The organism is Rhizobium sp. FKL33, from assembly GCF_005222915.1.
Classification (GTDB): domain Bacteria; phylum Pseudomonadota; class Alphaproteobacteria; order Rhizobiales; family Rhizobiaceae; genus Rhizobium_E.
Map to the genome: position 1 here is coordinate 109,168 of NZ_STFX01000038.1, position 12,188 is coordinate 121,355.

The following is a 12,188-nucleotide window of genomic DNA, read 5'->3' on the forward strand; positions in this document are numbered from 1 at the left end:
AAACAGATGACCGTTCACGTCGACGTCATGGACATCATGTCGAAACTGAAGGCCGCCGAGGAGAGCTTTGCGGTGGCGACCGTGGTGCGCACCGTCTCCGTCACCGCCGCCAAGGCCGGGGCCAAGGGGGTGATCCGCCCGGATGGAACCATCGTCGCCGGCTGGATCGGCGGCGGTTGCGCTCGCGCCGCCGTGCTCAAGGCGGCGCGGCAGGCGCTGGCCGATGGCCAGCCTCGGCTCGTCTCCATCCAGCCCGAGGATCTGCTCGCTGATCAGGGCCTGAAGGGTGGGCAGGAGCGTGATGGCGCGACCTTCTTCGTCAATGGCTGTCCGAGCAAGGGCTCGATGGACATTTTCATCGAGCCGGTGCTGCCCAAACCGGCGCTGGTGATTTTGGGCGCGAGCCCGGTGGCCTTGGCGCTCGCTGCGCTCGGCCGGCAATTCGGCTATCATGTCGATCTCGCCGCGCCGCATGCCGATCTCACTGTAATCCCAGACGCCGACCGCGTGACCGATGGCTTCGCCCCTCCCCCGCCCGAACAGAGCAGGCGTTATGTGGTGGTGTCGACACAAGGCCGCGGCGACCGCGCGGCATTGGAAGCGGCGCTGTCCATGGAGACCTACTATTGCGGCTTCGTCGGCAGCAGACGGAAATTCGCAACGCTGACGGAGGCCATCCGTCAGGCAGATCCAGGAATGAACGAGGAGCGGGCCCGGCGGCTAGGCGGCGTCAAGGCCCCCGCCGGGCTCGATATCGGCGCCATCGCGCCCGATGAAATTGCACTCTCCATCCTCGCCGAAATCGTCGCCGTCAGGCGCGGCCGCCAGCGGGCGGAACTCGACAGTCACACACAGGACGCCAACAGGGAGGAATAGACAATGGATATGAACGGCAGCGAGATCATCGCCGCGCCCGTGGACACGGTCTGGCAGGGGCTCAACGATCCCGACATCCTCCGCCAATGCATTCCCGGCTGCGAGGCGCTGGAAAAAAGCTCCGACACCGAGATGAGCGCCACCGTGGTGCTGAAGATCGGCCCGGTGAAGGCGCGGTTCGAAGGCGCGGTGCAACTGTCCAACCTCAACCCGCCTTATTCCTACACCATCTCGGGCGAAGGCAAGGGCGGCATGGTGGGCTTCGCCAAGGGCGGCGCCGATGTGACGCTGACCGCGCAAGCCGATGGCACCACGCTTTTGAGCTACACGGTGAAAGCCGATGTCGGCGGCAAGATCGCCCAACTCGGCGGCCGCCTGATCGATTCCACCGCCAAGAAACTGGCGGCGCAGTTTTTCACCAGTTTCGGGGAGAAGGTGGCGGGGGCGGCCGAGGCGGCGTAAGCCCGCTCACGCCGCGCGGCGGAAGGCGAAGTGTTTGCCGTCGGAGGTGGAGACCAGCCCCATGCGATATAGAGCTGCGAGCACCGCCTGAACCGGGCCGACGCATTTGCGGCCCTGCTTGAAGGCCGAGGCGATCGTCTCGGCGTCGACAAAACCCTCCGCCGCCATCAGCTGATGCAGCACCGCCGGGGTCTGGTCGCGTTCGTCGCTCGGGAAAGCGGGCTTGGGGCCTGATATCTCGGCCAGAATGGCCTCGCCGAGATCGGCTTCCAGCTGCTCGTGCTTTTCCTTTTCCGAACCGAAGCGCGGGATCTGGTAATCCGGCCGCAGCCAGCGCACATGGCCACGCTTTTCCTCTTTGGCCCGCTCCTTGTTGAGCGCCACCAGCCGGGCGAGAAGGTCCTCTTCCGGCAGATCTGCGGGCCAGCCATAGGCCTCGGCCACCGCGACATCGAGCTTCTCGTGCAGCTCCTTCAGGATCAGCACCAGCCCGTCGTCGAAAATGCGGCGCTCCTTGTCGGTCAAGTCGTCGGGACGCGCGCCCGCCTTCAGCCGCTCCAGCACATTATAGAGCCCGGTCAGCGTCAGGTGCTCATGCGCCGCCAGCACCCGCTTGCGATGGGCGTCCAGCTCCTCGGCGATCGCGCCGATGGCGGCCTTTTGGGCGTCGGTGGCGTCGGGGAATGGGAATGGGTCGAAGCATTCGGTATGATTGTAAGTATGATCATTGCCGGCCCCTAACCATCCACCAGTCGCAAAAGAGAATACACGATGTATTTTTGAGCTCAGTACGCCCAATGAGAAGGGCCCATCCAAGCATATTACTATCACTTTGCTCTCTGATATCACGTTATTGTTTACAAACTGAAAAATCCGATGCTTAGCTGTACGAGTTGTGGCTATGTATCGATCTAATTGCTCTATGCCTTCTCGCATGCGCGGAGCAGGTTCTCCATATCTCCACCATTTCAAACGCCTTACGTCACGCCTGTTTTCGTCCCGCTCGGGCTTCACGCGATTCAATATGATTTGGTAAAGAGTAGGGTAGAGCGCTCTTAAATTATCGGCGTCAAAACCAAATGTGTCGATAACCTTAACCGAGCGGGGTTGCTGCACTAAATCACGCCCGTTAACAAAACTCTTGATGATGCCAAATTCGTTGGGAGCACGTTCGGCAATAAAATTCAAATCATCCTCAGTTAATACGAATCCCATTCCATTAAGCTGCACGCCTTTATGAGCTAAACCACTAGATGCTTCGAGTCTCGCTACTGAAATTACATCCACCCCAACCGTCAAATCCGCGTTGATCTTGCCCTGCTTCTCCGCAAACAGGATCACCGGACTGTCGGTCTCGACAGCCTCTTCCGCCGTCACCTCCAGCAACCGCCCGTCCTTCTTGCCGGCTTCCGCCACCGTCATGGCGATGCGCACGGCGGCGCTGTCGCGGGTCAGTTTGGTCCAGGGATGATCGGCAATCGCCATCACCAGCGACAGCGGCTTCTTGGCGGCGAGATAGGGCTCCATCACCCGGCGCTGAAACACCTGGCTGATGGAATTGGTGGTCACGAAGCCGAAGCGTTTCAGCGGGCTCTTGGCCTTGAGCAGGATCTCGGCGGAGCGATCCCACCAATACATCACGAAATCGGCGCTCTCGTTCATATGCTGATGCGCCTTCCACAGCGCTTCGGCATAGCCAGAGCCCATGCGGGCGCGGATATCCTTGCCGCCCACGAAAGGCGGATTGCCGACGATGTAATCCGCCTTGGGCCAATCCGGACGGCGCGGATTGGGATAGGTTTCCCGCCCCTCGACCACTTTCGGCAGCGGATAGCCGTCCCAGGTCAACACCGCATCCATGGTCTGGATATTCTTGAACGCCTTGAGGATCGGCTCGGACGGGGCGACGCCGCGATTGCGGTAATGCCATTGCAGATGGCCGATCCACAGCACCAGTTCGGCAATGGCCGCGGCGCGCGGATTGACTTCGAGGCCGAGAAACTGGTGCGGATCGACCGTATGGCTTTCGAGCGCCAGCCCTTCCTGGCCGCCGAGATCGTTGAGCGCTTCCAGCACCTCGCCTTCCAGCCGCTTCATCAGTTCGAGCGACACATAGAGAAAATTGCCGGTGCCGCAGGCGGGGTCCAGCACCCGGATCTCGCAGAGCCTGTCGTGAAAGGCCTGCACGGTCTTGATCGCCGCATCCGCCTTGCCCTCGGCCTTCTGCCGGTCGGCGGTGGAGCGGGCATTGTCCCATTCGGCCCGGAGCGGATCGATGACGGTTGCGATCACCAGCCGCTCGACATAGGCGCGCGGCGTATAATGCGCGCCTAACTTGCGCCGGTCGTCGGGATCGAGCGCCTGTTCCAGAAACGTGCCGAAGATCGCCGGCTCGACATCCTTCCAGTCATAGCGGGCGGCGGCGGCCAATTCGCCGATCTCCTCCTGCGCGAGCGGCAGCGCGCGGCGCTTTTTGAAGAACTCGCCGTTGAATTTCTTGACCTTGTCGCGGATCGTGGCGGAGAAGGCGCCCTCGTCCATCGCCTTCCACAGCTCTTCCATCATGCCCGGAAAGATCGCCGGCTTCCTGGCGCAATCCTCGAGCAGCGTCTTGAAACTGTCCTTGGGCAGCAGTTCGACATCCTCGGCGAACATGGTGAACAGCGTCCGCATCAGAAACATCGCCACCTCTTCGGTGCGATGGCCCTGCTTTTCCAGCGCCTGGCTGACCTTGGCGATGCGGGCGGCGATCTCCCGCGTCACCTTCGCCGCATGGCGGGAAGGGTCAAGCGAGATCGGGTCGAGCCAGATGGCCTTCAGCCGCTCGCGCACTTTTTCGTCGCGCAGGTCTTCGAGATAGATGCGGAAGGAGCGGCGATCGGGAAACTGGTCATAGGCCTTTCCGTCGCGGCGGAAATTGGCGTAGACCTCGATGGCGTGGCCGACATCGCAGACCAGCACGAAAGGCGGCGGCTCATGGGCAGTGGGCAACAGCCGCACATAATTCTCGGCCTGGGCGCGGGCGTTCATCATCAGCACGTCCCAGGACCGGTTCGCGCCGGCGCGCTTTCCGCGCGGCGCCGTATCCTGCGGGGCGGCAAGGCCGGGCAGCTGCGGCGCGCTCGTGAGCTTCTTGTCGCCCGCAAGCCGGCTCTGCTTGGCTTCCAGCACGAAACAGTCGCGCTTGTAGAGATCGATGCGCTTGAGCGACGTCGCCCCATCGCGCGCCGTCTCCGTCACCGCCCGTTCGAAGACATAGTCGTTGCTGGCATGCGCCGCCGACGCCGGCTGGGGATGCGGCAGGCCCAGGACATCGCAAAGTTCGGTGAGGAACAACGCGTAATTCGCCCGCTCCTGGCCGCCTTCCTGCCCCTGCCACCGCTTGATAAACGCCTCAACCAAAGCCTGCACGCCGCCGAATCCCCGCCCTGTAGATGAACGGATCATAAACCCTGCCGCAGGCCGCGCAACACGCCGAATGAATGGTTATCGTGGAACAAGGCAAAAAGGCGCGGGCCTGACATCGCCTTGAAAGGTCAAAGAAAAGGCCATGCGGCGAAGGCCGCCCCACCCGGCCCGCCTCAGGCGGCCCTTTCCCGGGCGCCCTCGTCCTGGCGCAGCGTCAGTTCGACGGTGACGCCCGCCGGATCGAGGCCGCTCAGGGCGCCCGTGTCGGCGTTCGGCGTCAGCACGCGCCGGGCGCTTTCGAACACGTCCGCATCCGCAGTTTCGAGACTGTAGCGCAGAAGGCGCGCCATGCTGGATGGCGCGGGCTTGGCATGCGGGCCGGCCCAGAGATTCATCGCGAGCCGATGCGTATAGGCTGCGCCCGCGCCCATATCGGCAATGCCCATTTGCGGCAGATAGAGGTTGCGGGCAAAGCCGAGGCGTTCGAACCAGACCAGCGCCGCATCGAGCCCCGGCACATGAAAATGCAGATGCGCGAGCACGGTTCCGTCGGCGACCGGCGCGGTGATATCCGCGTCCCCCGCCATGGCGAGTTCGGCCGGGATATCGAGCGGCTCGCGTCCGCTATGCAGATTGCCGTCCGCATCGAGCATGGCGAAATGGCGGGAGTCCTGCAGGAAACGCCCGAAACGTTCGGGCGTCTCGAAGGCGATCTCGATGCCGTGGCCATCGGGGTCATTGAGGTAGATGGCCTTGGACATCAGATGATCGACCGGCGCATGCGACATGCCCAACCGGCGCAGGCGCAGCATCATGCGCGAAAACTCGGCCTGAGTGGGCATGCCGAACGCGGCATGATAGAGGCCGATATAGCCCTTCGCCGCCGGGACCGACGCTCCCGGATGCAGCACGACCAGCGTGCGATCGGCGGCGCCGAGAGCGACGCCCGGGCCGGAATGCGGGCGGGGAACAAATCCGAGCGCCGTCGTCCAGAACCGAACGGCCCGATCGAGATTGGTGACCGACAGTTCGATCGGGCCGTAGCTCAGCCGTTCGGGGAGGTTCCTCGCTTGACGCGAGCGGGCGAGAGCCAGGGCTTCCGTTTCCATGTCGGTCTCCTGCGTCAGGCGTGGATCAGCGCGGGGTAATCGGCGACTTGCGGGCGCGGCCCCACAGCACTAACAGGCCGACCGCCACATAGATGAGATTGAAACCCAGGAGATTGGCTTCGCCGCGGAACAGGTGGAAGGGGATCGCTAGCGCCTGGATGGCCAGAAGGCCCATGGCGGCCCAGACTGTCAGTTCCGGCTTGATCCGCGTTGCCGCCGGCAGGATCACGCCGACGGCGCCGAGGAATTCCATCAGGGCGATGCCGCGCACCAGCGCGATCGGCGCATTGGGCGCCCAGGTCATGCCCATGGTGGCGAGATCGGCGACGGGCATCAGGCCCTTCATATAGGCCGCCATCAGATAGAGCGCGGCGAGAATGATCTGGCCGGCCCAGATGGCGATGTTCCAGCCTTTGCCGGCGGATGCGGGTTGCGAGGACGAGGTCATGGACATGTCGATCTCCAGTGCATTGCGATTGACTGAAGCCTAACCAGTTCTCAGGCGTTGATCATTGGGCGCGCCGTTGATACAAGATTTACTGAGAGGGAACGATCATGGACAGGCTTCTGGGCATTCGCGTGTTCGCCGCCGTGGCTGAAGCCAGGAGCTTCACGGCCGTGGCCGATCGTCTGGGCCTTTCCCCGGCCATGACCAGCAAACATGTGCAGCATATCGAAGCTCAGGTCGGCGCCCGCCTGCTCAACCGCACCAGCCGCAGCGTCAGCCTCACTGAAGCGGGCGCCATCTATCTTGACAGCGTCCGCGCCTTGCTCGACGGACTGGACGAGGCCGAGGCCCGGATTTCACAGTCTTCCATCAAGCCTTCGGGCCGGTTGAGGATCAGCGCTCCCGTCTGGATGGCGACGCCGAAATTCGCGCGGCTGGCGGCCGAATTTCACGACCAGTGCCCGGATGTCGTGCTGGAGCTCGATTTCAGCGCCCGCACGATCAATATGGTGGAGGACGGGTTCGACCTCGCCATCCGCGTGGCGATGTCGCTGGAGCCCGGCCTCATCGCCCGCAAGCTGGGCGACATCCATTTCCGCATGGTGGCGGCGCCCGGCCTGCTGGACAAGATCGGCCGACCCAAGAGCCTGACAGATCTCAACGGCGCGCCTTTTCTCGCCTATACCCAGGTGACGCGGGACGGAAAGGTGAAGCTTCCATCTCCCGACGGACCGACGGAGATCAGCTTCAGGCCGGCGATGCTGAGCGGCAATGAGAGCCTGTTGATGTTCGCCGCCCGCGAAGGCCTCGGCTTCACCTTCATGCCGCATTGGGTCGTCGACGAGGAACTCGCCGCCGGCCGGCTGGAGCATGTCCTGCCGGATCTTGCGAAACCCGTGGCCCCCCTCTTCGCGGTCTATCCCGACCGCAGCTATCTGCCGGCCAAGGTGCGCAGCTTTCTCGATTTCCTCGTCGCCTCGGGCTTTCCTGAAGCCGTTTCCTGACACCCGCCCTGGCGCCGGCATGGCGCGACAACGTTTCCTAATTCGAAATGCTGGATCAAATCGCGCGGCAATGATCTCCGCCTGAGAAAGACATAGCTTCTCCTGGCCGGCCCGCTCACCCTTTCGCGGCCAACACGGCAACCGAAGCAACACTGAGGAGATCGACATGACCATCACCCGCCGCGCCACATTCGCTCTTGCCGCCGCCGTCGCGCCCGCGCTGATGCTCGGCGCAAACACCGCCCGAGCTGAGGCGGACTACAAGACCAAGATCCAGATCTTCTACGATGTGTTCAGGAAGAACGATCCTTCGCTGCTCGACCAGATCATCGCGCCGGATTGGGTCCGCGTTCCGACCCAGCCGAATGTGGAGCCGGGCCGCGAAGGCTTCAAGAAGCTGGTCCCGGGCTTCGCCGCCGTCTTCAAGAACGCCACGCTGGTGACAGAAGACACGATCCAGGAAGGCAACAAGGTCGTGGTCCGCTCGACCTACACCGCCACCCAGGCCGCTCCCTTCATGGGCTTCCCCTCCAAAGGCCGCACCTTCACCATCATGACCATCGACGTCCACGAATTCAACGAGCAGGGCCTCGTCCAGACCACCTGGCACCTCGAGGACTGGGTCGGCGCCCTGTTCCAGATGGGCGCTTTCGAGAAGTAAGCCCCACCGCTTCCTGATCGACGCGACATGCGGCCCGGACGCCCCCGGGCCGCACTGCTCAGGCGACGCGGGACAGGCTCATAGCCCGCAGAACAACGTCGCATGTCATGCGTTCCACAGAACGCGCAGTTTGCCGGATTTGATGATTGATGGCGGAGAGGGTGGGATTCGAACCCACGGTACCCGTAAAGGTACTCCGCATTTCGAGTGCGGTGCAATCGACCACTCTACCACCTCTCCGCAGTCCGCAGTCGCCCGGGTGGAGAGCTGGTCGAGGGCTCAGGGGCGAAGCGTGGGCGGGATATAGCGACGATTTTCTGGGATGGCAAGATGGAAAAACGGGGATTTGGGCGGTTTCTTCAGGCCGCTCTCCTGCGCGCCTTGCGGAGTCCATAGTTGCTCAGTGTGGCGCGGCTGCGCCTAGTCCTCGCTGGGCGGGGTTGGCGTGGCGAGACCAAGAACCGCGCCTAGCTGCAGGCCGTCGCCTTCTCTCAGCCAGTCCATGTAGCCCGTAGAGCTGCGGCCATTGACCAGGGCGGACGCCGGAGAGGGCTTTGAGAATGGAATGTCGCGCATCAGTTCCATATAGTCGCCGCGATCGATCAGCTCGCCATTTTCGATTGACTGCTCTCGCAATCTCTTCACGTTTGCCGGCAAGGTGTCGGTCGTCTTCGCACTGATCTTCGACCCTCGCAGCAGAGTGTATGAGCCGTTGGCATATGTGAGAAAAGCCTTGTCTTGAGGACGCTTGGGCAAAGGCGAATAGAGCTTCAGCGTGGGGCTGGCCGCTTCAGTAACGGGCTCATCAACCAGGCGAGACACTTGCGGCGACGCCGATGTCCGCTCCTCCACGGAGAACAGATCATATCCCAGCGCCTCGAGGACATAGATCAGATTTCCCAGATAGGTCCGCATCGTCGCAATATCGGCGCGCGGGAGATTTGATCCTGTCGGCTTGTTGCTGTTGGCGACCAGCGCCTTGCCGCTGTTGCCTTTGAGGATCATCCACAATTCGCGTTCCAGCCACAACTTTTGATTAAAGTCCTGGTTCTCAGATCGGGCTCAGATTATTGATTGATACGCACGCCTAAAGCCGGGACATGCTACACTGCACAGCAGCGACAATTTTTTATAAGTAGGGATGCCGACATTGACCAACAGCGCAGCAGTCGTCGGGGGCGACCTCACAGGCAACGTGAAAGAGGACGAGATTGTCTCGGCATCTGGCCAGTTGACCATTGATGACGTTGATGGAGAGCGGGAGTTCAAGCCGCTTGCCGACGTCGACATGACCTATGGCGTCTTTTCGCTGACAAAGGACGGCGCATGGACCTACACGTTGAATACGCTTGATGCACTGCCTGCCAGTTGGAACTACGCTGACAAGATCGCAGTCGAAACCCTGGACGGGACATTCACCTGGCTCACGATCACGGTCAAAGGGACCAACGACGCGCCGGCGTTCACGACCGGTCAATCGCTCTTCGGGACGGCGCTTGAAGAAGGCACGATCACACCGACAGTCTCAGTCACAGATGTCGACGACAATGCTTCCTTTCTCAGCTTTTCGTTCAGCGCCGAGCATGGCACGGCTGTTTCACTGTCGAATGGTGAGTTCCAATACACTGCCGCTACCGATTTCTATGGAACTGATACGGTGACTGTCACCGTCACCGATCAAAGCGGCGCGTCGGCAACGACGACCTACAGCGTTATCGTGTATAACCAGTCGGATGCGCCGTTCGGAGCCGACAAATCGGTGACAATAGCGGAAGACGGCAGCCATACGCTTGCGGTGGATGACTTCGGCTTTTCCGACTCCAAGGATGCGGGCTCACAGATCAATGCCTTCGATACGGCCATCATCTCTGCGGTGAGCGGCGATGGCGAACTCTGGCTTGGCGACGCCGAAATCGATCTATCTGACGGGCCGGTCAGTGTATCGAAAGCCGATATTGAAGCCGGCAAGCTTGTTTGGAAGCCGAGCGCCAACGCGACTGGCGAGGCGCAGATCACATTCAACGTGAAGGATGACGCTTCCCCCCTGGCGCAGGCGGACACCACCTCGGCAGACGCGAATACGCTGACGATAACTGTCGCCGCGGTCAACGATGCCCCGACCTTCACGGTCGGCGCCAACCAGACCGTGGACGAGGACAGCGGCTCGCACACGGTCGCCAACTGGGCGACCGAGATATCCGCAGGCCCGTCCGACGAAAGCGCCCAGACGCTGTCGTTTACGGTAACCAATAACAACGCGGCCATGTTCGCCGAGGCTCCAACGATCTCCTCCGATGGCGCGCTGACCTACAAGCTTGCGGACAACGCGTTTGGCGTGGCCACCGTGAGCGTTGTGCTCGAGGACAATGGCAGCAGCGCCGGCGACAACGACAACAGCTCCGCGCCGGTGACATTCACGATCACCGCCGCGGGCAGCGCCGATGCCCCGAAATTGACCAAGGCGAATGCTGACGCCGAGGTCCGCGCCGGTGAAAGCCTGTCGTTGAAGATCGGCGATACGCATTTCCTCGATCCTGATGGCGACGACCTGACCTATGCGATCAAGGTAAATGGCAAGACCATGCCGTCCTGGATGACGTTCAACACGGAAACCGGCGCGTTCAAGGTCAAGCCGGGCGCGCAACACGTCGGCGATTATGAAATCACCGTCACGGCGTCGGATGGTTCGGCCAAGGCCCGCGATACGTTCGAACTCACCGTGCTGCATGCCGCCACATCCGGCGACGCCATTGCTCTGTCGAGCAAATCAATCGCCGAGAATTCCAAGGCCGGCGCCGTGATCGGCGCCCTCTCCGGCAAGGGCGGCGATGGCCATGACTTTGCGTCCTTCGCGCTCGGTAGCAATCCGGACAAGATGTTCAGGATTGTCGATGGCGACCTCGTCGTCAACAAGGGGGCAAAATTCGACTTCGAGACCAAGTCAGCCTATGCCGTCAAGATCCTGGCGACCGACGACGAAGGCGTCACAGTCCACAGGACATTCACCATCGCTGTGAAGGATGTCAGGGAAGACCCGCAGGGCACCAAGGGCAATGACACGCTGTATGGCGACGCGAAGAACAACATCATCGACGGCGGCCGCGGCAATGACAAGCTGACCGGCGGCGACGGCGCCGACACATTCGTGTTCGGCAAGGCCTATGGCAAGGATGTCATCCTCGACTTCCATCGCAAGGAGGCCGATGTCATCGATTTGTCCGATGCTGTCGGTATCGACAGCTACAAGGATCTCCTTGCTCATCACGCCAAGGAGGTCGGCGATAGCGTCAGGATCACCGCTGGTGACGGCTCGGTGTTGACAATTGACAACATGGACCTCGACGAACTGACCAAAGACATGTTCCAGATCTGAATGTGCGGCAGTGCTTCTCCGCAGCGGTAGCATCTGGTAGCGCACGATTTTCAGCAGGAAGATAAATAGGTCCTTATTCGTCGGCGATAGTCGTTGTAGCTGAAAACGGAATCTCTCAAGAGGCCTGCGTCTATGTCCGCGCCCGTTCCACGATCGTGGCTGATGGGCGCCGAAGAGGTGCGGTCTTTACGATCCACTGCGTTGAAAGTCATGCATCAAACTCTACGAGCTCGAATTTTCGGTGCTATTGCCGCCAATCTGGGGCGGCGGCAAATCTTCAGGTAAGCGTTCCAAATGCGTTGAACCCAGCGGCTCCCAAATTGGCAATTCCTTCTCGTCGAGCATGATGTTGCGATGACCTAGTTGAGCTCTTCAAATTCCGAGCCCAAATTATGCATGCGACCGCTCAATCAGGGAGTATTTGTATTGCAACTGACACGGAGGCAGATATACGATCTGGTCTGGGCGAAGCCTCTGAACAAGATCGCGGCCGAGCTCGGACTTTCCGACCAAGGGCTTGCAAAAGCATGCCGGCGCTTTGACATAGCAGTGCCCCCTTTGGGTTATTGGCAAAAGCTGGCACACGGAAAAGCGGTGCAAAAGCCTGCTCTAGCAGGCTGTTGAAAAAGTCCGCCTAAGGGGCGGATTTATTCCCTCAGGGACCGATCAGCACGAAACTGCAAGAAGGGCCTAACTGAAAACATTGACTTTTCGAGAGGGGCGTACGTGAACAGTTTCGTATCGAAAGCCCCCAAAATGCTTTTTCAACAGCCTGCTAGCGCCAGCGTTCGATCTTGCCTTAAGTCTCGTGATGGCCGGAAGCGCCATGAACCGGGTCGATCCTGTA

The 12,188-nt window shown here is 61.3% G+C and carries 9 protein-coding genes and 1 tRNA gene; 5 read left to right on the forward strand and 5 right to left on the reverse strand.

Features of this window, described 5'->3' with window-relative positions; translation table 11 throughout:
• Window positions 1-6: 6 nt before the first annotated feature.
• Entirely contained in the window at window positions 7-876 is an 870-nt protein-coding gene (locus E8Q41_RS21790) for an XdhC family protein (RefSeq protein ID WP_137157676.1), read from the forward strand.
• Window positions 877-879: 3 nt separating this feature from the next.
• Window positions 880-1,338 carry a carbon monoxide dehydrogenase subunit G gene (locus E8Q41_RS21795; RefSeq protein WP_137157677.1) on the forward strand — a complete coding sequence of 153 codons (459 nt, stop codon included), beginning with the start codon at window positions 880-882 and terminating at the stop codon, window positions 1,336-1,338.
• 6 nt (window positions 1,339-1,344) lie between these two features.
• Here E8Q41_RS21795 and E8Q41_RS21800 read toward each other — a convergent pair whose 3' ends face one another.
• From E8Q41_RS21800 to E8Q41_RS21810, 3 genes are all read right to left on the reverse strand, one after another.
• Window positions 1,345-4,749: a DNA methyltransferase gene (locus tag E8Q41_RS21800; RefSeq protein ID WP_137157678.1), complete on the reverse strand. Its 3,405-nt coding sequence runs from the start codon at window positions 4,747-4,749 to the stop codon at window positions 1,345-1,347.
• 170 nt (window positions 4,750-4,919) lie between these two features.
• Window positions 4,920-5,855, reverse strand: a complete 936-nt coding sequence (locus E8Q41_RS21805) for a VOC family protein (RefSeq protein ID WP_137157679.1) — start codon at window positions 5,853-5,855, stop codon at window positions 4,920-4,922.
• A gap of 25 nt (window positions 5,856-5,880) precedes the next feature.
• Window positions 5,881-6,309, reverse strand: a complete 429-nt coding sequence (locus tag E8Q41_RS21810) for a DoxX family protein (RefSeq protein ID WP_137157680.1) — start codon at window positions 6,307-6,309, stop codon at window positions 5,881-5,883.
• A gap of 101 nt (window positions 6,310-6,410) precedes the next feature.
• Between E8Q41_RS21810 and E8Q41_RS21815 the strand changes: the two genes are divergently transcribed.
• Together E8Q41_RS21815 and E8Q41_RS21820 are read left to right on the forward strand one after the other, a co-directional pair.
• The gene (locus E8Q41_RS21815) at window positions 6,411-7,307 is read left to right on the forward strand and encodes a LysR family transcriptional regulator (RefSeq protein WP_137157681.1); all 897 of its coding nucleotides are present in this window, start codon (window positions 6,411-6,413) and stop codon (window positions 7,305-7,307) included.
• A gap of 166 nt (window positions 7,308-7,473) precedes the next feature.
• The gene (locus E8Q41_RS21820) at window positions 7,474-7,968 is read left to right on the forward strand and encodes an ester cyclase (RefSeq protein WP_137157682.1); all 495 of its coding nucleotides are present in this window, start codon (window positions 7,474-7,476) and stop codon (window positions 7,966-7,968) included.
• A gap of 150 nt (window positions 7,969-8,118) precedes the next feature.
• Here the strand turns inward: E8Q41_RS21820 and E8Q41_RS21825 are convergent.
• Window positions 8,119-8,208 (reverse strand) — tRNA-Ser (locus E8Q41_RS21825).
• 180 nt (window positions 8,209-8,388) lie between these two features.
• Window positions 8,389-8,973, reverse strand: coding sequence for a DUF4357 domain-containing protein (locus tag E8Q41_RS21830; protein WP_137157683.1), 585 nt, complete (start codon window positions 8,971-8,973; stop codon window positions 8,389-8,391).
• Window positions 8,974-9,118: 145 nt separating this feature from the next.
• Between E8Q41_RS21830 and E8Q41_RS21835 the strand changes: the two genes are divergently transcribed.
• Window positions 9,119-11,341 carry an Ig-like domain-containing protein gene (locus tag E8Q41_RS21835; protein WP_170976574.1) on the forward strand — a complete coding sequence of 741 codons (2,223 nt, stop codon included), beginning with the start codon at window positions 9,119-9,121 and terminating at the stop codon, window positions 11,339-11,341.
• Window positions 11,342-12,188 lie beyond the last annotated feature (847 nt).

Coding starts and splice junctions, on each gene's coding strand:
- E8Q41_RS21790 (WP_137157676.1), top strand. CDS start 7: ATGACCGTTCACGTCGACGTCATGGACATCATGTCGAAACTGAAGGCC.
- E8Q41_RS21795 (WP_137157677.1), top strand. CDS start 880: ATGGATATGAACGGCAGCGAGATCATCGCCGCGCCCGTGGACACGGTC.
- E8Q41_RS21805 (WP_137157679.1), bottom strand. CDS start 5,855: ATGGAAACGGAAGCCCTGGCTCTCGCCCGCTCGCGTCAAGCGAGGAAC.
- E8Q41_RS21810 (WP_137157680.1), bottom strand. CDS start 6,309: ATGTCCATGACCTCGTCCTCGCAACCCGCATCCGCCGGCAAAGGCTGG.
- E8Q41_RS21815 (WP_137157681.1), top strand. CDS start 6,411: ATGGACAGGCTTCTGGGCATTCGCGTGTTCGCCGCCGTGGCTGAAGCC.
- E8Q41_RS21820 (WP_137157682.1), top strand. CDS start 7,474: ATGACCATCACCCGCCGCGCCACATTCGCTCTTGCCGCCGCCGTCGCG.
- E8Q41_RS21830 (WP_137157683.1), bottom strand. CDS start 8,973: ATGATCCTCAAAGGCAACAGCGGCAAGGCGCTGGTCGCCAACAGCAAC.